This is a genomic window from Paraburkholderia sp. EG286A (genome assembly GCF_040965375.1).
GTDB lineage: Bacteria > Pseudomonadota > Gammaproteobacteria > Burkholderiales > Burkholderiaceae > Paraburkholderia.
On the sequence record NZ_JBFRCB010000004.1, the window covers coordinates 856924 to 875782 of the forward strand.

An 18859-nucleotide genomic window follows, 5' to 3' on the forward strand; every position below is an offset into this window, starting at 1 on the left:
GTTGGCCAGGCCCGACGAAACAAATTCCTTCCGGCTGTAACCGGAATGCGTAACCGAACGAATTAAGAGGCAGTCCTGTCGTCCTGGAGACCGATCATGTCCGTTCGGCTCGTTGCTTTGGCGTTCTTTTTTCTCGTCGCGCCCGTCGTGGCGTCAGCGAGGCCGGTCGTGGTCGAGCTGTTCACCTCGGAAGGGTGCTCCTCGTGTCCTCCCGCGGATGCCTACCTGTCTGAGCTATCGCGTGAGCGTCAGGACGTGCTTCCCCTCGCGTTTCACGTGACGTACTGGGACGGCCTGGGCTGGCGCGACCCTTATTCGCTGGAAGCCGCCACACAGCGCCAGGCCGAGTACAGCGCCCGTTTTGGTCAGAGCGCCTACACCCCGGAAATGGTGATCGACGGCCAGAAGGGACTGGTGGGTTCGAATCGACGTGCAGCCGAGGCGGCGATCGCGATCGCGCAGAAAGCGGACGAGGCAGGGGTGGAGGTGAGTGGCGTGCGCCGCGGCGGGACGTTATCAGTCATGGTGGGGCGCGGCACCGGCCACGGTCGGGTCTTGCTGGTTGGCTATGACACCGCGCACGTGACCGAGGTCGGGCGAGGCGAAAACACGGGGCGCACGCTCAGGGAGTCCAATGTCGTTCGCTCGATACAGGCCGTCGGCGAATGGACCGGCGCGCCATTGAAGCTCGAACCGGCGTCGCCGGCTGGTGAACAGGCGGCAATCCTGATCCAGTCGCCGGATGGGGCGATCATCGGCGCGGCACGAGTGACCAACGGCGCGCCTTGAGCCGCCAGGGATGACGTCATCAGGTCTCTCCGTTGTCATTAATGAGGTGTGCTTCCTATATTCGCAAGCGACGCTACGAGAGCAGAAGGAGTGCGCAGTGCAGTGGCAGTTCCCCTAACGAAGTCGTGTCTACCAGGCAAGGAGTTCGTCATGTCATTTGTCACGTACGCTTCATCGTTTCCTTTGCGGACCATCGCGTTCGCCGCAGCGCTGGGATTCGCTTCAAGCAGCTTTGCGCAAACCGCTTCCGAGGTCGATCCGCCCGGGGCGGTCTACGTCATGTCGAACCAGCCTTCCGGAAACTCGGTTCTCGTCTATGCTCGAGCCACGAACGGAACACTGGCCTACGCGGCTACCTATCAAACCGGCGGAAAAGGAACGGGCACGGGCGCCGATCCGCTAGGCTCGCAGGGCGCGCTGACGTTGGACTCGGGCTTTCTGCTCGCCGTGAATGCAGGCAGCAATGACGTTTCGCTTTTCGCAATCGACGGCAGCAAGCTGACGCTGCTCGACAGAAAGCCGTCGGGCGGTCAGATGCCCGTCAGCGTGACGGTCAAGGGGGCGATCGCGTATGTGCTCAATGCCGGCGGCACGCCGAACATTAGCGGCTATTTTGTCGACGCGTTCGGCAAGCGCCTCGTCGCGTTACCCGGCTCGCAACGGTCACTCGCTGGCGGTACCTCCGCCCAGCCGGCGCAAGTCAGGTTCGCACCGGAAGGCAACGAATTGCTCGTGACCGAAAAGGGTACGCAGCTCATTGACACCTATTCTGTCGGCTTTACCGGCTACGCCTCGACATCGACCCCGCATGCCTCGAACGGCGTAACGCCATTCGGCTTTTCCGTCACGACACGCGGTTATGCCATCGTCTCCGAGGCCGGGTCCGGTTCGGTTTCCTCATACGAAGTCGAAGACGGCAAACATCTCGATTCGATCAGCGCGGCGATCCCGCTGGGCCAGTCCGCTCCTTGCTGGCTCGTCACAACTGGCGACGGACGCTTCGCCTATACCGCCAATGCCGGTAGCGGCACGATCAGCAGTCTGCGCATTGCCGCGGACGGGAAGATAAGCCTGCTCAATCCCGCTGCGGGTACGCTCAGCGCGCCGCTCGACATGGCGCTCAGCAGTCGCAGCAAATTCCTCTATGTGCGGGAGGGCAACGGCGCCGTAACCGGATTTCGCGTGATGCCCGACGGCACGCTCGAACCGGTGGGTTCCGTGACCGGCGTACCGCCTGGAGCCCAGGGGATCGCGGCGCGCTAGGCGTGCGGGAGTCACGTCTGATCAAAGCGATGCTGTAGAGGAGGTTTTCGAAATCCGCGCATTCGCTTGATTTCTCTATGCAACTGGTTGCATTATCGACTTCGCCGTCATACAACCAGTTGCATGAACATGACAAATCGCTATCCCCACCTCCTGCGCCCACTCGATCTGGGCTTCACGACCTTGAAGAACCGCGTGCTGATGGGCTCCATGCACGTCGGTCTGGAGGAAGTGCCGAATGGCTTCGAACGTATGGCCGCATTCTATGCGGAGCGCGCGCGTGGCGAAGTTGGGTTGATCGTGACCGGCGGCATCGCGCCGAACGAACGGGCGCGCCCCATGCATGGCGGCGCGATGTTGACCACGGAGGAGGAAGCCGGGCGGCACCGTACGATTACGCGCGCCGTCCACGCGGAAGGCGGCAAGATCGCGATGCAGATCCTGCATTTCGGCCGCTACTCGTATCAGCCGATGCTGGTCGCGCCCAGTGCGCTGCAAGCCCCCATCAATCCGTTCACACCTCACGAACTGAGTGACGACGAAGTCGAAGAAACCATCGACGATTTCGTCCGCTGCGCAGCCCTCGCGCAACATGCCGGCTACGACGGCGTGGAGATCATGGGCTCCGAGGGCTACCTCATCAACGAGTTCATTGCGATGCGTACCAATCATCGCACTGATCGCTGGGGCGGCAGTTACGAGAACCGCATACGTTTCGCGGTGGAGATCGTGCGCCGCGTGCGCGAGCGCGTTGGCCGCGATTTCATCATCATCTACCGGCTTTCGATGCTCGATCTGGTCGAGGGCGGCTCGACACTCGAGGAAGTCATCCAGCTCGCGCAGGCAATCGAGCAGGCGGGCGCCACCATCATCAATACGGGCATCGGCTGGCACGAGGCGCGTATCCCGACCATCGCCACCAAGGTGCCGCGCGGCGCCTGGGCCTGGGTCACGCAGCAACTGATGGGCAAGGTCTCGGTGCCGCTCGTCGCCACCAATCGCATCAACACGCCCGAGCTCGCCGAGCAGCTGCTCGCTGGCGGCGCGTGCGACATGGTGTCGATGGCGCGTCCATTCCTCGCCGATGCCGAATTCGTACGCAAGGCTCGCGAGGGTCGCGCTGACGAGATCAATACTTGCATCGGCTGCAATCAGGCTTGTCTCGACCATACGTTCGCCGGCAAGGTCACGTCCTGCCTCGTCAATCCGCGCGCCTGTCACGAGACGGAAATCGTCATCCGGCCTGCCGCGCAGCCAAAGCGCGTGGCGATCGTGGGCGCAGGGCCGGCCGGTCTCGCCTGCGCGGTGACGGCGGCCAGCCGCGGGCATGCCGTTACGCTCTTCGAGTCCAGCACCGAGATCGGCGGGCAGTTCAATATCGCCAAAAAGGTACCGGGCAAGGAAGAGTTCAATGAAACGCTGCGCTACTTCCGCCGCCAGATCGAATTGACGGGCGTCGAGCTTCGCCTCGGCACGCGCGCGAGTGCCGAAGCGCTGATGCAGGAGGGCTTCGATGAGGTGGTCGTGGCGACCGGCGTCCTGCCGCGCGAGCTGCGCATCGAAGGCGCCGACCATGCCAAGGTGCTCGGCTATCTGGACGTGCTGCGCGACGGCAAGCCGGTGGGCTCGGACGTCGCCATCGTGGGGGCTGGCGGCATCGGCTTCGACGTGGCCGAGTACCTCGTGCATGAAGGCGAGTCCGCGAGCCTCGATCCGCAAAAATTCTTCGCCGAATGGGGCGTCGATACGAACTACGCCGAACGCGGCGGATTGCGTCGCGCGGTGGTGGGTCCGGCGGCACGCAGCGTGCATCTGCTGCAACGCAGGCGCTCGAAGGTTGGCGAAAGCCTCGGCAAGACGACGGGGTGGATTCACCGAACGGCCTTGAAGGCGCGCGGTGTCGGCATGTCGTCCTCGGTGGAATACCAGCGCGTCGACGACGATGGGCTGCACGTGAGCATCGACGGTGTGCCGCAAACCCTCGCCGTCGACAACGTCGTGGTCTGCGCAGGACAGGAGCCGCTGCGCGAACTGGCCGACCAGTTGCTGGCCGCCGGCCGCAAGGTGCACGTGATCGGCGGTGCCGCCGAGGCGGTCGAACTCGACGCCAAGCGGGCCATCCACGAGGGCACTACGCTCGCAGCCGCGTTATGAGCGCGCTGCGTTTTCTCTCGACCTGAAAACGGACCTCATATGACCGACGCCATGCTCAACCTGCCTACCGCTGTCGCGCGCTCCCTCGCGATCTGGCATGAGCTCGTGGCCAGCAAGGATCTCAGCCGGCTGGAGTCCATCGTGCATCCAGAGGCCGTTTTTCGCTCGCCGATGGCGTTCAAGCCCTACGGTCCCGCGCCCGCCTTGCTGATGGCGCTGCGTACGGTGATCACCATTTTCGGGGACTTTACCTATCATCGGCAGTTCGGCAGCGCCGACGGCCTGAGCGTCGTGCTCGAATTCAGCGCGACCGTGCAGGACAAGCAGCTCAAAGGCATCGACATGATCCGCTTCGACGAGACGGGTCGCATCGTCGAATTCGAAGTGATGATCCGGCCGTTCAATGCATTGCAGGTATTGGGCGCCGAGATGGGCGCACGTCTGGCTCATGTTCTCCCCGCATATAAGGCCGCGAGCAATCCATGAACGACAAATACTTTCGCCTCAGTACCGAAGCCGGCATCGCGCATCTTCAATTGAACCGTCCCGACCGGCTCAATGTGATGGACCTTGCGTTTTATGCGGGCCTGCGCGAAATCGTGCAGGCGCTCGATGCGAGTGGCGAGGTTCGCGTGCTGGTCATCAGTTCGACGGGCAAGCACTTTTCGGCCGGCATGGATTTCGAGGTGTTCGCCAACATCGCGAACGACTTCGACACCCGCAGTCCGCGCAAGCGCCTCGGTTTTCAGCGCGCCCTGGCAGGTCTGATGGATTGCTTCGACGTGCTCGACAAGGCACGTTTCCCTGTCATCTGCGCCGTGCAGGGCGGGTGCATCGGAGGCGGCCTCGACCTTGCCGCTGCTTGCGACATTCGCGTCTGCACGGCGGACGCCTTCTTCTGCCTGCAGGAAACGCAGATCGGCATGGTGGCCGATCTGGGCGTGCTGCAACGCCTGCCCAAACTCATTCCTGCGGGCGTCGCGCGCCAGATGGCGTACACCAGCGAGCGTTTGAGCGCCGAACGGGCGCTCGCCGTGGGGCTCGTCAATGCCGTGCTGCCCGACGCCGATGCGCTCCAGCACCATGCGATGGAGTTGGCGCGCAGCATCGCATCGAAATCGCCGCTGGCCGTGGCAGGGAGCAAGACGGCGCTGAACTTCGCCCGCGACCACGCAACCGCGGAGTCGCTGCAACACATGGCGCTGCTTCAGAGCGCCATATTCGATACCGCGGACCTGTCCGCAGCCATCGCAGGCTGGCAGGCCAGGCGTGACCCACGCTTCGAAGCGTTGCCGCCGTTGCCTGACTGATCTCCCGCTCTCGCACTACGTCTGCCTATACTGGACTTCGTAAGTCAGTCACGCGAACCAGTACCGAAGAAGAGGCGCGTCATGTCGAGAACAAGCAAAAATCTGCTCGTCCGCATCGCATTGATCTGCATGTGCAGCTGCCTCGCGAACGCCTCACGCGCGCAGGTGACGCGCATGGAGGTCATCCCGATTTCGTCCGTGACGCTCACCGACCAGGAATTCCTGAGCGGGCGCGAGGATGGCAAACCTGTTACGGTGGCTGGCGAACTTCGGCTTCCGCGAAGCGGTACTGACCGGCTTCCGCTCGTCATTCTGCTGCATGCGTCGGGCGGGATCGGCGGCAGCATCACCGACTGGGAGGAGTACTTTCTTTCGCTCGGTGTCGCGACGTTTGTGATCGACAGTTTCTCCGGCCGAGGTATCGTCAACACGATCAACGATCAAGCGCAACTCGGCCGCCTGGCACAGACCGAGGACGCCTATCGCGCGATTGCGACGCTGTCGAAGCACCCGAGAATCGACCCGAACCGGATCATGCTCATGGGATTCTCGCGAGGCGGGCAAAACGCGCTTTACGCGAGCCTGAGCCGGTTCCAGAAGATGCACGCCCAACCCGGCACCCAGTTCGCGGCGTTCGTCGCGTTCTATCCCGACTGTACTTCCACCTATCTCGAAGACGAGGATGTCGTTGGCAAACCTGTGCGTATTTTCCAGGGGACTGCGGACAACTACAATCCTGTCGCTCCATGCCGTGCCTATGTGGAGCGTCTGAAAACGAAACTGCATGACGTCCAGCTGACCGAGTATGCCGGCGCCAGTCACTTCTTCGACGCGCGAGCGCTCAGGCAGCCTCAGCAGCTAGCGCAGGCGCAGACCACACGAAACTGCCGGACGGTCGAGGTCGAAAACGGACTGCTCGTCGACGCCACAACGAAGCAACCGTTTAGTTATGGCGATTCGTGCATCGAGCGCGGGACAACCATCGGATACGACGAGAACGCGGCGGCCAGCGCCAAAGAAGCCGTCGGCGGCATCGTCAAGGCCGTGCTGAAGCCATAGGTTCGCTGTGGCCGCGTTGAAGGCCGGGAGCCACGCCAGTCGCAAAAGCAGCACGTCATACCGGGCGACGAAAGGTCATATCGGCCGGCGTCAGATTCATTGATTTAAATCAATGCGCGTGCGCAACCGATCTCTAAATTGGGTTCCAGTGCGGTCTTAGCCGCTAACGGAGGAACTCATGCAAGCTTCGGACATCATGACCACGGACGTCGTCAGCCTGCGCCCTGACGCGTCGGTCTTCGAGGCCGCGACATTGCTCACCGAGCATCACGTGAGCGGCGTCCCGGTCGTCGACGACACCGGCGCCGTCGTCGGCATTCTCAGCGAGGGCGATCTGCTGCATCGCGTGGAAACAGGGACAGGCAAGCCGCAGCGCAGCTGGCTGGGTGAATGGCTCCACTCGACTCGCAGGCTCGCAAGCGAGTACCTGAAGGAGAATGCCGTGAAGGTCGGCGACATCATGACGAGCAATGTCATCTACGTCTCGCCGGAAGCGGAACTGGGCGAGATCGCCGACCTGCTGGAGCGCCACCACATCAAGCGCGTGCCCGTGCTGGAGCAGGGCAGGCTCGTGGGCATCGTGAGCCGTGCCAACCTGATACGCGCGTTGGCGAGCGCGACGCAGCCCGATCCGGCGGCAGTCGCTTCGGATGAGGCGATCCAGCGCGACGTGCTGCGTGCACTGGACGGGCGCCGCTGGGCGATGGCTGCAGAGAACGTCGTCGTCACGGAGGGGGTGGTCCATCTCTGGGGCACGGTGAGCTCGGAAGAGGAGCGCAAGGCGATACTCGTCTCCGCGGAGCGTGTCACCGGCGTCAAGGGAGTCGAAGACCACCTCGGGTATCCGGTCGTGTTCACGCCGATGTAAGGGCGTCTTGTCCCCGGTGCCTTTCTCTTGCGCCGGGGATCTTGCGGGGCCTCGCTGGGTCGTCGCGCTGCGGGCAGCCGGTCAATGAGACATCAGTACCGGCAGCGTCATCGTGGAGAGTATGGATCGCGTGGCGCCGCCCAGAACCAGCTCCTGGAATCGCGCATGGCCATACGCTCCCATGACGAGCAGGTCGTACGCGCCGTCGGCCGCATGGTTCAGCAGCGTATCGCCCGTGGACTCAGCCGCGTGATGGTCAAGCATGGCGATGTCTACTGACTTGGCGCCGTGGCGCGCAAGCATGGCGGCGAGCTCTTCGCACGATGCGTGCGACTGCTCGGGCGTCAGGATCCTCACGTGCGCCGCCCGCAGGATGAACGGCAGCGCGTCGTGAACCGCGCGGGCGGCTTCGCGGCTCGCGTTCCAGCCAATCAGCACGCGATCGCCGAACGACTCGAATCGGCCGGTATAGGGCACCAGCAGCACCGGGCCTCCCGCTCCCAGCAGAACACTCTCCGGGAATCCGTCCGCAAGCCAGGACTCCGGATCGTCCGGATTGGCTTGTCCGAGAATCGCGAGATCCGCGGTGCGGCTGCGTTGCATGATTGCAGACACTGGATCGCCATCCGGCACAACCCAGGCGCCGTCGATCTGCGCACGAGACACTTCTGCGCGGAAGAGCCGTTCAATCGCGCCGCGCTGCTCCATGCGTAGCGTGCGATGCGTCTCGTAATACTCGGCTGTGCCACCCATCACGTGGAACTCGCGCGGGTTGGGTTCGAACCGCGCGAACAGTCCTTCCAGATGTGCGCCGAACTTGCGGGCCAGCCTCAGTGCGAGCGCGAGCCGCGCATTGGCGCAGGCGCTCGTGTCCATGTGAACCATGATGGTCTTGTAGCTCATTGCGATCTCCAGCGAAGGGTTGACCTGCGTTTCGACGCTCACAACGTGATGCCAGTCTAAAGACGAGGGGCGCCAGAAGTTTGATCTGAATCAGCTATTTTTTGTATGCGTGGACGGCGCGCATGGATTCCGGAAAAAGGAGTCATTGAGGCAGATCAATCGGAAAACGCCCTGCCTGGCTAGATTGAAAACGGTACGTGCCGCATGGCGTGGCGCACACCAACGGCTGAAAGGAGGCAAGGCAATGAGCAATCTGACGCGTTATGACCCGTTTGCGATGGAGCCGGTGTCCGACTTGTTCCAGGGGATGTTCCGGCCGCTGCGAGGCATGCTCGCGGCCGACGAAGGCGGAGTCCCGGCGATGAAGATCGACGTGACCGAGAGCGGCAGTGCCTACATGGTCAAGGCGGAGATGCCGGGCGTGGAAAAGAAGGACATCGATGTGAAGATCGACGGCAACGTCGTGTCCATTCACGCAAAGATCGAGCGTAGTACCGAGCAGAAGGACGGGGAGCGCGTGATTCGCCGCGAGCGCTACAGCGGCGCGTTCGGGCGCACGTTCTCGCTGGCGAGCGATATCGACGAGAGTGCGGCCAGCGCGCAGTACCAGGACGGCGTGCTTTCGCTCACGCTGCCGAAAAAGGCGGCCGCGGAGCAAAAGCGGCTGCAGATCGAATAAGTGCGTGAAGGCGAAGCAGGAGGGGCGTGGAGCCAGTGACGCTGCGCCCTGGATTCGCGGGGCGCCCGTTTCACCCGCAAAACGGAGAGTGAAATCATGACATTGAAAGGCACTGTCGACTCGGGCGTGTGGCGCGTCGAGGCAGAAACTTCACCCGCTGAGCAGGGCGGCTTCTGTTGCCTGATCAACGTTGCGCACGGTTCGCCAGATCGGCATTTCAACCACGCGTTTCCCCATCATCGCATCTTCGAGAGCGAGGTTGCGGCGGTGCTGGAGGGCTTGCGTGAGGGCGTGGTGTGGGTAGATCTCAAGTGCCGTCACGCATTCGATGTCTAGTCCCGCTGGCAAGCGACCCGCGAGCGGATCCGGCAAAGGCGACACGGAGGCCTGACGATGGGACTCGGGATGCAAATCGTTTATCTGGGTTTTGCGGGTTCGTCTGCGCTCGATGCAGAAGCCGGCGTGCAGTTGCTGCGCCTCGACCGGTTCAGCGGCATGCTGTCGGGCTGCCATCTCGCGGTCGAGCAGTTGGGCGCCAGTGGCAGCGCGCCCGCATACGACGTCCGGCTCGAACTCCTGTCGGTCTCGTGCGAGTTCAAGCCGATCGCTCATTGCGAGAACGAAGATCCGATAGCCGCCATGCGTGCGGCGTTCGATGCCGCGGAGCGCGAACTGAGGTCGGCCCCAATCGCCCATGCGGCCGGGCAGCGTCGTGTGCGTTCGGGTAACTAGTCCATGCGTTCGGCGAGGCGGGCGCGTGGCATTGGTTGCCTCCGCGAATGCGGTGTTCGCGTACGTCTCACGTCAGATGCGCGCAAGTCCCTCGGGGTCGATGATGCGGATTTGTTTGCCGTTCGGTTCGACCAGACCTTCCCTTTGAAAGCGCGAAAACATCCGGCTCACCGTTTCGAGCTTGATGCCGAGAAAGCAGCCGATCTCTTCGCGGCTCATCTTCAGATGAAACTGCACGCCGGAGTAGCCGCGAGCCCGAAAGCGCGCCGCCAGGTCGAGCAGGAACGTGGCGAGGCGTTGCTCGGCGGTCATCGTGCCGAGCAACATCATCAGACTCGATTCGCGCACGATTTCCCCGCTCATCAGGGCGTACAGATGGCGCTGCATACGCGGGCTCTCGCGGCAAAGCATTTCGAGTTGTCCGAACGGAATGATGCAGACCGTGCTGTCCTCGAGCGCGATGGCCTCGCAGGTATGCGTGCCGGAACACACGCCGTCGAGTCCGAGCGATTCACCCGGTATCTGGAAGCCGGTGACCTGTTCGGCGCCTTCACGATGCATCACGATCGTCTTGAATGAGCCGGTACGCACGGCGTAGAGGCTCTGGAACGGACTGAACGCACGGAACAGGGCTTCGCCGCGCCGGACATGGCGCGTGGTGTGGACGATGCTGTCGAGCTGCCGCAGTTCGCTGGAGGTGAGATCGTGCGGCATGCAGACTGCGCGCAGCGAACAGGTCGAGCAGCGCGTGGCCGGACTGCGGGGTTCCGCCTCGCGCATGCTCCGCTGCAAAGGCCACACGGGCAGCGGCGTGGGCGGTACGGTCCGGGAAGTGTCGCAGGTGGGTGCAGCGTACATGATCGTCTCCGGTTCAGCGCGCGGAGCGGGCGCGCTGTTTCACAGGCGCCGGCGATTCGCACTGGCGTTCATGTAGCCAGTATTGGCGGTGCGATCTCGAAAAAATATCGGCGGTGGTTGAAATTCGCGTACGCGGAACGGAAGGGTTGTAGGGCGATTCCTACAATCATGTGACGAACGGTCGCGGCAACTACGCGCTCAGGGTTCGTCCGGGTCATCGAGAAGCTTGTGACGCACGGCATAACGGACCAGCGCGGCCTCATGCGGCATCTGCATCTTTTCAAGAATGCGCACTTTATAGGTGCTCACGGTTTTGGCGCTCACGCAAAGCGTCTGGGCGATCTCCGTGATGGTCTGCCCGGCCGCAATTCGCCGGAAGACTTCGAACTCGCGATCCGAGAGCCGCTGGTGCGGCAGGGTTTCGGCGGGTTCGTGCAGACTTTGGGCGAAGCGCTCGGCCATCGCCATGCTGACGAAAACGCCGCCGGCGGCAATCTTCGTCACGGCATTCACCAGTTCCGCGCTGGCGCTCTCCTTGGTGAGATAGCCCGAAGCGCCGGCCTTGAAGGCGCGCACGGCATATTGCTGCTCCCCATGCATGGTCAGCACGAGGATGCGCAGCGCGGGCTTCTCCTCCTTGATCTGCTTGATCAGATCCACACCGCTTCGCCCCGGCATCGAGAGATCCAGTACCAGTACCTGGGCGTCGCGTTCGCGCACCAATGAGAGTGTCGACGGACCATCGCGGCCTTCGCCTACGACCTCGAACTCGCGCGCGCTTTCGAGAATGCGCCGCAAGCCCTCCCGCACGAGCGTGTGATCGTCGGCGAGGATCACCTTGATCATGAGCCGGCCTCTTCGGACTGGAGGGCATCGACCGCAAACGTGACGGTCATGGCGAAGCCCTCGCGAGGCGCCGTGTCGATCGAAACGGTGCCGTTGAACATATGCGCGCGTTCGCGGATACCAAGTAGACCAAACGTTTTGTCCCGCGGGCCGCGGCGTTGTGTGTCAGCAGCATCGCTGCGCGCGCCGAGGCCGTCGTCTGCGATGCGCAGGACGCAGCGTCGTCCGTCTACCGTCAGGGTGAGCACGACGCGAGTGGCTTCGGCGTGTCGGGCGACGTTGGTCAGGGCTTCCTGAACGATACGAAACAGCGTCGAGGCAGCCGCACCTGAAAATTCCGTGCCGCCGGTTTCGACGTGCCGCTCGACTGCGATACCGTAGCGGCTCGTGAAATCGTTCGCGAGCCATTCGATGGCCGGCACGAGGCCGAGGTCGTCGAGCATGACGGGCCGCAGGTCGGCTGCGATGCGTCGCACGGCCGCGACGGTCGAGTCGATCAGCTTGCTCATGCCGGTCAGGCGTGAGGCGGTCTCCGGCGTGGCGTCATCGCCGAGTCCATGCGCGAGTGCGGCAAGATCGAGCTTGAGCGCAGTGAGTTGCTGGCCAAGGTCGTCGTGGAGCTCCCGCGCAATACGCGTCTTTTCGGCCTCACGGACGTTCTGCAAATTGGCCGACAGTTCGCGCAGTTCCTCGCGCGATCGCTTGAGCGCATTTTCGGCGCGCAGGCGCTCCGTGATGTCGCGGAGCATGACCGTATAGAGTTTGCCGGACGGATCGCGGACCTGGGAGATGGACGCCTCGATCGGAAATTCCTCGCCGTTGGCACGCAGTCCGTAGAGGACGCGCTGCTGCTGGCCCATCTGCCGTTCGGTCACGCCGGTCGCGCCGAACCGGTTCACGTGCTGCGCGTGCGCCTCGCGGAATCGCTCGGGAATGAAGCGAGACAAAGGGGAGCCGATCGCCTCGGCAGACGCCAGGCCGAATGCGAACTCGGCAGCGGGATTGAAGATGACGACCCGCTGTGCTTCGTCGACGGTAATGATCGCCTCCATCGACGAACGGATGATTGCCATCATGCGCGCATCGTCGAGCGCCGGCGCACTGCCTGCTTTCGAAGGCGTTGCGTTCGGGCGGATGAGGCGAGGAACCAGGAGCGCGCATGCGGCGGCAGCCGCGGTGCCCGCGACAAGGAGGGTCGCCGCGCCTCGGGCGACGCTTGCCAGAGGGTTAGCGCCCGTGCCCATGGGGACTGTCCGGGGCGAATCGCTTGCGCGGAACCGGTGCATGAGCCATTTGCGTATGAAGTATCGACTTCGATGCAGGGAGACCCGGTGTCTGCCGTCGCACGGGGGCCTGCCGCCATTGTATGAGTGACACAGGAAGGCGTAACGAAATAATCGGGCACGCCGGGTGTCGCCGAAACAGATGCGTCACGACCGCTCAGGCCGGCGTTTCCGGTTCGCGCGGCGCGCACACGCGCACGGTGTCCTCCGCCAGTTCGACCGACTCGCCGAATTCGGGCACGCAGCACTCCCAGTGCAGCGTTTCGGCGATACGCCGGCGCAACGCATCGGCAGCGGCGGGCTCGCCATGGGTGACGAACGTGCGCAGGGGCGGGCACGTCATGCCGGCGAGCCAGCGCAGCGTTTCCCGGTAATCGGCGTGTGCCGAGAGCGAGGAGATCGAGGCAACTTCGGCGCGCACGCGCACGTAGTCGCCATGCAACTTGATGGTGGGCGCGTGGGCTTCGAGCGCTGCGCCGCGCGTGCCGGGCGCCTGGTAGCCGACCAGTGCGATCGTGTTGCGCGGGTCGGGCGCATAGAGGTTCAGGTGGTGCAGCACGCGCCCGCCAGTCGCCATGCCGCTGCCTGCGATGATGATCATCGGACCGTGGCGCGAAGCGATGGCCTTCGATTCGTCGACAGTTCGCGTCATGAATGCCGCGTGATCGATGGCATGCAGTTGCGAGACCGTCAATCGATGCTCGCGCATGTGGTGGCGATACAGGTCGGTCACGCTGATCGCCATCGGGCTGTCGAGATAGACGGGAACGTTGGGCATGCGTCCCGTCTCCTTGAGCCTCGCGATGTAATAAAGGACTTCCTGCGCGCGCCCCACTGCGAAGCACGGCATCACCACGACGCCGCCGCGCGCGAAGGTGCGTGCGAAGACGTCGGCGAGTTCGTCCTCGGGATTGCCGGCATCGTGGAGCCGGTCGCCGTAGGTCGATTCGACCACCAGGTAATCGGCGTGTGCCGGCGGTGAGGGTGCGCGCACGATCGGGTCGTCGGGACGACCGAGGTCTCCGGAGAACGCGACGATCGTGTGCCCGCAACAGAGCACGACGCTCGCCGCGCCGAGGATATGACCGGCGGGAAGCAGCCGGAAGCTCAACTGCGGCGCCAGCGCGACGGACGTGTCGACTTCGCGCGGCCCAATGAGCCGCAATGCCTGTTCGGCGTCTTGCAGCGTATAGAGCGGCAAGGCCGGGTGGTGCTTCGAATAACCGTGGCGATTCGCGAACGCGGCGTCTTCCTCCTGGAGCCTTGCGCTGTCGCGCAGCATGACTTCGCACAGGCCCGCGGTGCCAGGCGTGCAGAAGACGGGTCCGCGATAACCGTTGCGCGCGAGGACCGGCAAGTAGCCGCAGTGATCGAGGTGGGCGTGCGTGAGGATCACGGCGTCGAGCGAGTCGGCGGGGAAGGGCAACGGATCCCAGTTGCGCAAGCGGAGGTTTTTGGTGCCCTGGAACAGTCCACAGTCGATCAGCACCCGCTTGCCCGCCGCCTCCAGCAGGTATCGCGATCCCGTGACGGTTTGCGCTGCGCCCAGAAACGTCAACTTCATCATGGTCTCCTCGCCTCGTGCACGCCATGCGCGCCTGATGCTGATTGGACCGCACTCGGCCGCAGTTCGTTTGACCTGGATCAGAGGTTACGGCATCGCCTGCGATTCATTGCAGTGGAGGCGCCAGCCCATCGCAGTGCCCGAAACGGGTGCGCCGCGACTCTTATTAGTGCATCTTGTTACCGGCGCAGGGCGGAGAAACGCCTTCCACGCCACGAAGTCGTGCCTTGGTTCATTGGCACACTTCTCGCTTTAAGGAGTGGGCAAGGAGCCGGTGCAGCATCCGGTTCAGACAATCTGGAAATGGACAGCTAGGGTTCCGGCCTGCTTCTCGCAGGCGCTGGTCCGAGAGCTGGCGACCTCAGGCGAGGTTACACGGCGGGATAAAAGCCCGGGAGAGAACGCGATGTTCGCGCTGCTCCCTGCCGTTGCTAACCGTCCCCTTCGAGGTCAACCTCATGCGCAAGCTCGTTCGCTGTCTTGGCATCGCCGCCGTCTCCCTCGCCACCTTCGCTTCAAGTGCCGCGTTCGCCGCGGGCCGCAGCGACTTCAAGGTTTGCTGGACCATCTACGCCGGCTGGATGCCGTGGGGGCAGGCAAAAACCCAGGGCATCATCTCGAAGTGGGCCACGAAGTACGGCATCAAGATCGATGTCGTCCAGCTGAACGACTACGTTGAATCGATCAATCAGTACACGGCCGGCAAGTTCGACGGCTGCGCGATGACCAACATGGATGCGCTCACCATCCCGGCCTCGGGTGGCGTCGATTCGACGGCCCTGATCGTGAGCGACTACTCGAACGGCAACGACGGCGTGCTCATGAAGGGCAAAGGCAAGCAGATCGCCGACCTGAAGGGCCAGCAGGTCAACCTCGTGCAGTTCTCGGTCTCCCACTACCTGCTCGCACGCGCTTTGGAAAGCGCCCATATGAGCGAGCGCGATCTCAAGGTCGTGAACACCTCCGACGCCGATATCTCCGGCGCATTCGCGACCCCGACTGTTCACAACGCGGTGACATGGAACCCGATGCTCGCCGATCTGAAAGCGCAGCCGAACGTCACCGAAGTCTTCGATTCGAGCAAGATTCCCGGCGAAATCATGGACATGATGGTCGTCAACACGAAGACGCTGCAGGAGAACCCGGCACTCGGCAAGGCACTGACGGGCGCATGGTTCGAGATGGTCGCGCTGATGCACAGCAATTCGGCGGCGAGCACCAGCGCGCTGACGTCGATGGCGAAGGCCTCTGGTACCGACCTGGCGAACTTCAAGGGGCAGCTGTCGACCACCGCGCTCTTCTACACGCCTCAGGCGGCCGTCGCTTTCGTCACGAGCCCGGACATGCCGAAGATCATGACGCGCGTCGCGAAGTTCTCCTTCGACCACGGTCTGCTCGGCCAGGATGCCAAAAGTGCGGATTCCGTGGGCATGGCATTCGACAAGAACGTGATCGTCGGCGACAAGAACAACGTCAAGCTGCGTTTCGACCCGAGCTATGTCGAGATGGCGGCCGCGGGCAAGCTCTGAGACTGATTTCGAAGCCACAACCAGGCGGTCACCATGCGACTCATCAATCGACATCCGAGCCGGATCGGCAGCATGATGCTGCTCCTGCTGCCGTTCGTCGTGCTGTTTGCCGTGTATTTCACGGGATCTGCGGCGCGGCTCAAGCTCAATCCCGATGACAAGCTGCTCCCCAGCGCGGCGCAAATGAGCGATGCCGTGAAGTCGGTCGCATTCACCGAAGACAAGCGCACGGGTGAATATCTGTTGTGGGACGACACCCTGTCGAGCTTGCGACGGCTGGGTATCGGCCTCGTCGTGAGCGCCGTGATCGCACTGGTGGCCGCCATCGCGACCGGCTCGTTTCCGCTCGTCAGCGCAACGCTCTCGCCATTCATCACCGTCGTCTCGATGGTGCCGCCGCTGGCGGTGCTGCCGATTCTGTTCATCGTCTTCGGGCTCGATGAGCTATCCAAGGTCGTGCTCATCGTTTTCGGCATTACTCCCATGATCATTCGGGACCTGCATGCCCGCGCCCGCGAGATTCCCGCCGAGCTGTGGGTCAAGGCGCAGACCCTGGGGGCTACGAGCTGGACGGTGATTCTGCGTCTGGTGTTGCCCCAACTCCTGCCGCGTCTGCTGGTGGCGATGCGGCTCTCGCTCGGTGCTGCATGGCTGTTTCTCATCGCCGCTGAAGCGATCGCCTCGACGGATGGTCTGGGCTACCGCATCTTCCTCGTGCGCCGCTACCTCTCCATGGATCTGATTCTGCCGTACGTCGCCTGGATCACGCTGCTCGCGTGGCTCACCGATGAACTGCTTCGCCGCATCACGCAGTGGTCGTTCCCCTGGTACGGCGGAGGTGGGCGATGATCGAAGTCCGCAATGTATGGAAAGAGTACGGCAGCCAGGTGGTTCTGGAGCGATTGAATCTGACGATCCGGGAGGGCGAGTTCTGTTCCATGGTCGGCGCTTCCGGCTGCGGAAAATCGACATTTCTGCGCCTGCTGCTGGGTCAGGAGCAAGTGACGCGCGGCGAGATCCTGCTCGACGGTCAACCGCTGCCCGGCGAACCGGATGCCCATCGTGGCGTGGTGTTTCAACGCTACTCGGTGTTCGAGCACCTGAGCGTATTGCGCAACGTGATGCTGGGACTGGAGCTTCCGAAAGCGAAGCTCACGGGCAGACTCTTCGGGGCGCAGCGGCGCGCCGCGCGAGACGAGGCCGCCGCCATGCTCGAGCGGGTGGGACTCGGTGCGGCCTTGAACAAATACCCGCAGCAACTCTCCGGTGGCATGCAACAACGCCTCGCCATTGCGCAGGCCTTGATGATGAAGCCGCGCGTCCTGCTGCTCGACGAGCCGTTCGGCGCACTCGATCCCGGTATCCGCAAGGACATGCACGCGCTGCTCTCGGACCTGTGGCGCGAAGCGAAGCTGACCATTTTCATGGTGACGCATGACCTGAAGGAAGGCTTCACGTTGGGAAGCCGTGTGCTGGTTTTCGACAAGGTACGCGTGGACCCCCACGCGCCGGGCGCCTATGGAGCCCGCATCACCTACAACATTCCACTCGACCGCAGCCGCGAATCGGTGTCCGCGGTGCATCTGGCGCGCGCGGCGGTTCAAGGCGCGTCCAGCATCGAAGTGGTTTCATGAAGGGAATTCGAACATGAAGTTATTGCTTGAAGAAACCGTACCGGGCGGCGGCCATACCTCGCTCATCGTGAAGCGCGGGCAATCGTTGCGCGTGACCGACCTGCACGGCGGCGCCAACGTCAGCGTCATGATGGTCAATGCATCGGAGAAGAGCGAGCGGCTGAACCTCCCGGATTCGCTGAAGTGCCAGCACACCGCAAAGCTCACGACGGGTCACTGCCTGTACTCCGATATGGGGCGTGTTCTCGCCGCCATCGTCGACGACACGTGCGGGTGGCACGACAGCATCGGCGGCGTCTCGAACGCCGAAGAGGTCACGGCGCGGTATGGCGCCGGCCGCTATCAGGAACTGCGCAACGCGTTCTACCGGAACGGCACGGACAACTTGCTCGTCGAGATGGGCAAGTGGGGCCTCGAGATCTCAGACCTGCTGATGACACTCAACCTTTTCAGCCGCGTCGATGTCACGAGCGAAGGAGAGCTGAATTTCGTGAGCCACAACTCGAAGCCCGGCGACTACGTCGAACTGTATGCGCCAATGAACACGCTTGTCGTGCTCACCGCGATTCAGCACCCGCTCGACCCGAACCCTGAATATGCGCCCAAAGCGGTGAAATTCGAATTGAGCGAGGCACTGCCCGGCGTGGCTGAAGTGTGCCGTACCGCATGCGAGGAAAACGTGCGCGGCTTTATCAACACAGAGCGATTCTTTCTTTGAGCGGAGGCCACTTCATGATGAGCACGCTTGTCGTCAGCGACAAACAGCCCGAGAGCGCGGTCTACCGCGAGACGGTGGCGGCGGGTGAGCCCTGGCTTCACGAAGTGAAGGCGGGCCAGACACTGCGCATCGTCGATCTGGAAGGCAACCAGGCGGTCGATACGCTGTTCTACAGTCTCGCCGACCCGCGCGAGCGTTTCGACCCACAACGCACGCTGCGTCGGCAGAAGCGGCTCTACCTGACGGCGGGCTCGGTGTTGTACTCGAATCTCGGCAATCCCATGCTGACCGTCGTTGCCGATACCTGTGGACGCCACGATACGCTCGGCGGCGCCTGCGCACAGGAGAGCAACACCGTGCGCTATGCGCTGGGAAAGCGCTATATGCACAGCTGCCGCGACAACTTCCTGCGCGCTTGCGCACATGACGGCCGCCTCTCGAAGCAGGACATCGGCGCGAACATCAACTTCTTCATGAACGTGCCCGTGACGGCGGAAGGGGGGCTCACCTTCGAAGACGGCATTTCCGCACCGGGGAAGTACGTCGAACTGCGCGCCGAGATGGACGTCATCGTGCTGATTTCCAACTGCCCCCAGCTGAACAATCCGTGCAACGCCTACAACCCGACGCCAGCGGAGTTGCTGATATGGGACTGAAGCGTATCCGTAGC

Annotated in this window: 20 protein-coding genes, 1 pseudogene and 1 riboswitch; of the genes and pseudogenes, 15 read left to right on the top strand and 6 right to left on the bottom strand. The window is 63.2% G+C overall.

Annotated elements, in window-relative coordinates; translation table 11 throughout:
• The first annotated feature begins 96 nt into the window (after window positions 1–96).
• The 5 genes from AB4Y35_RS22795 (at window position 97) to AB4Y35_RS22815 (ending at window position 5516) form a co-directional block, all read left to right on the top strand.
• Window positions 97–789: a DUF1223 domain-containing protein gene (locus AB4Y35_RS22795; protein ID WP_368706031.1), complete on the top strand. Its 693-nt coding sequence runs from the start codon at window positions 97–99 to the stop codon at window positions 787–789.
• A 150-nt stretch (window positions 790–939) separates the two neighbouring features.
• Window positions 940–2052 (top strand): lactonase family protein, encoded by a 1113-nt coding sequence (locus AB4Y35_RS22800; RefSeq protein ID WP_368706032.1) that lies wholly within the window; start codon window positions 940–942, stop codon window positions 2050–2052.
• 129 nt (window positions 2053–2181) lie between these two features.
• The gene (locus AB4Y35_RS22805; protein ID WP_368706140.1) at window positions 2182–4206 is read left to right on the top strand and encodes an FAD-dependent oxidoreductase; all 2025 of its coding nucleotides are present in this window, start codon (window positions 2182–2184) and stop codon (window positions 4204–4206) included.
• 39 nt (window positions 4207–4245) lie between these two features.
• Window positions 4246–4692, top strand: a complete 447-nt coding sequence (locus AB4Y35_RS22810) for a nuclear transport factor 2 family protein (RefSeq protein ID WP_368706033.1) — start codon at window positions 4246–4248, stop codon at window positions 4690–4692.
• Window positions 4689–5516 (top strand): enoyl-CoA hydratase-related protein, encoded by an 828-nt coding sequence (locus tag AB4Y35_RS22815; protein WP_368706034.1) that lies wholly within the window; start codon window positions 4689–4691, stop codon window positions 5514–5516. Before AB4Y35_RS22810 ends, AB4Y35_RS22815 begins: the two co-directional genes overlap by 4 nt.
• 44 nt (window positions 5517–5560) lie before the next feature.
• Here AB4Y35_RS22815 and AB4Y35_RS22820 read toward each other — a convergent pair whose 3' ends face one another.
• The gene (locus AB4Y35_RS22820; RefSeq protein WP_368706035.1) at window positions 5561–5701 is read right to left on the bottom strand and encodes a hypothetical protein; all 141 of its coding nucleotides are present in this window, start codon (window positions 5699–5701) and stop codon (window positions 5561–5563) included.
• Between AB4Y35_RS22820 and AB4Y35_RS22825 the strand changes: the two genes are divergently transcribed.
• Window positions 5691–6575, top strand: coding sequence for a dienelactone hydrolase family protein (locus AB4Y35_RS22825; protein WP_368706036.1), 885 nt, complete (start codon window positions 5691–5693; stop codon window positions 6573–6575). The genes AB4Y35_RS22820 and AB4Y35_RS22825 overlap by 11 nt on opposite strands.
• 178 nt (window positions 6576–6753) lie before the next feature.
• Window positions 6754–7443, top strand: a complete 690-nt coding sequence (locus tag AB4Y35_RS22830; protein ID WP_368706037.1) for a CBS domain-containing protein — start codon at window positions 6754–6756, stop codon at window positions 7441–7443.
• Window positions 7444–7524: 81 nt separating this feature from the next.
• Here AB4Y35_RS22830 and AB4Y35_RS22835 read toward each other — a convergent pair whose 3' ends face one another.
• The gene (locus tag AB4Y35_RS22835) at window positions 7525–8346 is read right to left on the bottom strand and encodes a universal stress protein (protein WP_368706038.1); all 822 of its coding nucleotides are present in this window, start codon (window positions 8344–8346) and stop codon (window positions 7525–7527) included.
• 244 nt (window positions 8347–8590) lie between these two features.
• Here AB4Y35_RS22835 and AB4Y35_RS22840 point away from each other — a divergent pair, with 244 nt between their 5' ends.
• From AB4Y35_RS22840 to AB4Y35_RS22850, 3 genes are all read left to right on the top strand, one after another.
• Complete coding sequence (locus AB4Y35_RS22840; protein ID WP_368706039.1) at window positions 8591–9025, top strand: Hsp20/alpha crystallin family protein; 435 nt, start codon at window positions 8591–8593, stop codon at window positions 9023–9025.
• A gap of 96 nt (window positions 9026–9121) precedes the next feature.
• The gene (locus AB4Y35_RS22845; RefSeq protein ID WP_324160659.1) at window positions 9122–9361 is read left to right on the top strand and encodes a hypothetical protein; all 240 of its coding nucleotides are present in this window, start codon (window positions 9122–9124) and stop codon (window positions 9359–9361) included.
• A 69-nt stretch (window positions 9362–9430) separates the two neighbouring features.
• Window positions 9431–9757 carry a hypothetical protein gene (locus tag AB4Y35_RS22850; RefSeq protein WP_368706040.1) on the top strand — a complete coding sequence of 109 codons (327 nt, stop codon included), beginning with the start codon at window positions 9431–9433 and terminating at the stop codon, window positions 9755–9757.
• Between the two features lie 72 nt (window positions 9758–9829).
• Here AB4Y35_RS22850 and AB4Y35_RS22855 read toward each other — a convergent pair whose 3' ends face one another.
• The 4 genes and pseudogenes from AB4Y35_RS22855 to AB4Y35_RS22870 form a co-directional block, all read right to left on the bottom strand.
• Window positions 9830–10537: a helix-turn-helix domain-containing protein gene (locus AB4Y35_RS22855; protein WP_368706141.1), complete on the bottom strand. Its 708-nt coding sequence runs from the start codon at window positions 10535–10537 to the stop codon at window positions 9830–9832.
• 276 nt (window positions 10538–10813) lie between these two features.
• Window positions 10814–11461 carry a response regulator gene (locus tag AB4Y35_RS22860; protein ID WP_368706041.1) on the bottom strand — a complete coding sequence of 216 codons (648 nt, stop codon included), beginning with the start codon at window positions 11459–11461 and terminating at the stop codon, window positions 10814–10816.
• Window positions 11458–12687 (bottom strand): annotated as a pseudogene (locus tag AB4Y35_RS22865) (PAS domain S-box protein); the annotation flags it as partial. The gene AB4Y35_RS22860 and the pseudogene AB4Y35_RS22865, both read right to left, overlap by 4 nt.
• Before the next feature lie 214 nt (window positions 12688–12901).
• Complete coding sequence (locus tag AB4Y35_RS22870) at window positions 12902–14308, bottom strand: MBL fold metallo-hydrolase RNA specificity domain-containing protein (protein ID WP_368706142.1); 1407 nt, start codon at window positions 14306–14308, stop codon at window positions 12902–12904.
• A 300-nt stretch (window positions 14309–14608) separates the two neighbouring features.
• A riboswitch (guanidine-I (ykkC/yxkD leader) is annotated at window positions 14609–14708 on the top strand.
• Between the two features lie 58 nt (window positions 14709–14766).
• On the opposite strand from AB4Y35_RS22870, the gene AB4Y35_RS22875 reads away from it, so the two are divergent.
• From AB4Y35_RS22875 to AB4Y35_RS22895, 5 genes are read left to right on the top strand one after another with little or no spacing between them, the layout of a single operon-like run.
• Entirely contained in the window at window positions 14767–15837 is a 1071-nt protein-coding gene (locus AB4Y35_RS22875) for a putative urea ABC transporter substrate-binding protein (RefSeq protein ID WP_368706042.1), read from the top strand.
• Between the two features lie 33 nt (window positions 15838–15870).
• Window positions 15871–16686, top strand: a complete 816-nt coding sequence (locus AB4Y35_RS22880) for an ABC transporter permease (RefSeq protein ID WP_368706043.1) — start codon at window positions 15871–15873, stop codon at window positions 16684–16686.
• A complete protein-coding gene (locus AB4Y35_RS22885; RefSeq protein WP_368706044.1) occupies window positions 16683–17471 on the top strand; it encodes an ABC transporter ATP-binding protein in 789 nt (262 codons plus the stop codon). The genes AB4Y35_RS22880 and AB4Y35_RS22885 overlap by 4 nt, the downstream gene beginning before the upstream one ends.
• Window positions 17472–17484: 13 nt before the next feature.
• Window positions 17485–18189 carry an urea amidolyase associated protein UAAP1 gene (locus AB4Y35_RS22890; RefSeq protein ID WP_368706045.1) on the top strand — a complete coding sequence of 235 codons (705 nt, stop codon included), beginning with the start codon at window positions 17485–17487 and terminating at the stop codon, window positions 18187–18189.
• A gap of 14 nt (window positions 18190–18203) precedes the next feature.
• The gene (locus AB4Y35_RS22895; protein WP_368706046.1) at window positions 18204–18845 is read left to right on the top strand and encodes an urea amidolyase associated protein UAAP2; all 642 of its coding nucleotides are present in this window, start codon (window positions 18204–18206) and stop codon (window positions 18843–18845) included.
• Window positions 18846–18859 lie beyond the last annotated feature (14 nt).

Excerpts from the sequence above, each read along its gene's own strand:
- AB4Y35_RS22795 (WP_368706031.1), top strand. The coding sequence starts at position 97 with ATGTCCGTTCGGCTCGTTGCTTTGGCGTTCTTTTTTCTCGTCGCGCCC.
- AB4Y35_RS22800 (WP_368706032.1), top strand. The coding sequence starts at position 940 with ATGTCATTTGTCACGTACGCTTCATCGTTTCCTTTGCGGACCATCGCG.
- AB4Y35_RS22805 (WP_368706140.1), top strand. The coding sequence starts at position 2,182 with ATGACAAATCGCTATCCCCACCTCCTGCGCCCACTCGATCTGGGCTTC.
- AB4Y35_RS22810 (WP_368706033.1), top strand. The coding sequence starts at position 4,246 with ATGACCGACGCCATGCTCAACCTGCCTACCGCTGTCGCGCGCTCCCTC.
- AB4Y35_RS22815 (WP_368706034.1), top strand. The coding sequence starts at position 4,689 with ATGAACGACAAATACTTTCGCCTCAGTACCGAAGCCGGCATCGCGCAT.
- AB4Y35_RS22825 (WP_368706036.1), top strand. The coding sequence starts at position 5,691 with ATGGAGGTCATCCCGATTTCGTCCGTGACGCTCACCGACCAGGAATTC.
- AB4Y35_RS22820 (WP_368706035.1), bottom strand. The coding sequence starts at position 5,701 with ATGACCTCCATGCGCGTCACCTGCGCGCGTGAGGCGTTCGCGAGGCAG.
- AB4Y35_RS22830 (WP_368706037.1), top strand. The coding sequence starts at position 6,754 with ATGCAAGCTTCGGACATCATGACCACGGACGTCGTCAGCCTGCGCCCT.
- AB4Y35_RS22835 (WP_368706038.1), bottom strand. The coding sequence starts at position 8,346 with ATGAGCTACAAGACCATCATGGTTCACATGGACACGAGCGCCTGCGCC.
- AB4Y35_RS22840 (WP_368706039.1), top strand. The coding sequence starts at position 8,591 with ATGAGCAATCTGACGCGTTATGACCCGTTTGCGATGGAGCCGGTGTCC.
- AB4Y35_RS22845 (WP_324160659.1), top strand. The coding sequence starts at position 9,122 with ATGACATTGAAAGGCACTGTCGACTCGGGCGTGTGGCGCGTCGAGGCA.
- AB4Y35_RS22850 (WP_368706040.1), top strand. The coding sequence starts at position 9,431 with ATGCAAATCGTTTATCTGGGTTTTGCGGGTTCGTCTGCGCTCGATGCA.
- AB4Y35_RS22855 (WP_368706141.1), bottom strand. The coding sequence starts at position 10,537 with ATGCGCGAGGCGGAACCCCGCAGTCCGGCCACGCGCTGCTCGACCTGT.
- AB4Y35_RS22860 (WP_368706041.1), bottom strand. The coding sequence starts at position 11,461 with ATGATCAAGGTGATCCTCGCCGACGATCACACGCTCGTGCGGGAGGGC.
- AB4Y35_RS22870 (WP_368706142.1), bottom strand. The coding sequence starts at position 14,308 with ATGAAGTTGACGTTTCTGGGCGCAGCGCAAACCGTCACGGGATCGCGA.
- AB4Y35_RS22875 (WP_368706042.1), top strand. The coding sequence starts at position 14,767 with ATGCGCAAGCTCGTTCGCTGTCTTGGCATCGCCGCCGTCTCCCTCGCC.
- AB4Y35_RS22880 (WP_368706043.1), top strand. The coding sequence starts at position 15,871 with ATGCGACTCATCAATCGACATCCGAGCCGGATCGGCAGCATGATGCTG.
- AB4Y35_RS22885 (WP_368706044.1), top strand. The coding sequence starts at position 16,683 with ATGATCGAAGTCCGCAATGTATGGAAAGAGTACGGCAGCCAGGTGGTT.
- AB4Y35_RS22890 (WP_368706045.1), top strand. The coding sequence starts at position 17,485 with ATGAAGTTATTGCTTGAAGAAACCGTACCGGGCGGCGGCCATACCTCG.
- AB4Y35_RS22895 (WP_368706046.1), top strand. The coding sequence starts at position 18,204 with ATGATGAGCACGCTTGTCGTCAGCGACAAACAGCCCGAGAGCGCGGTC.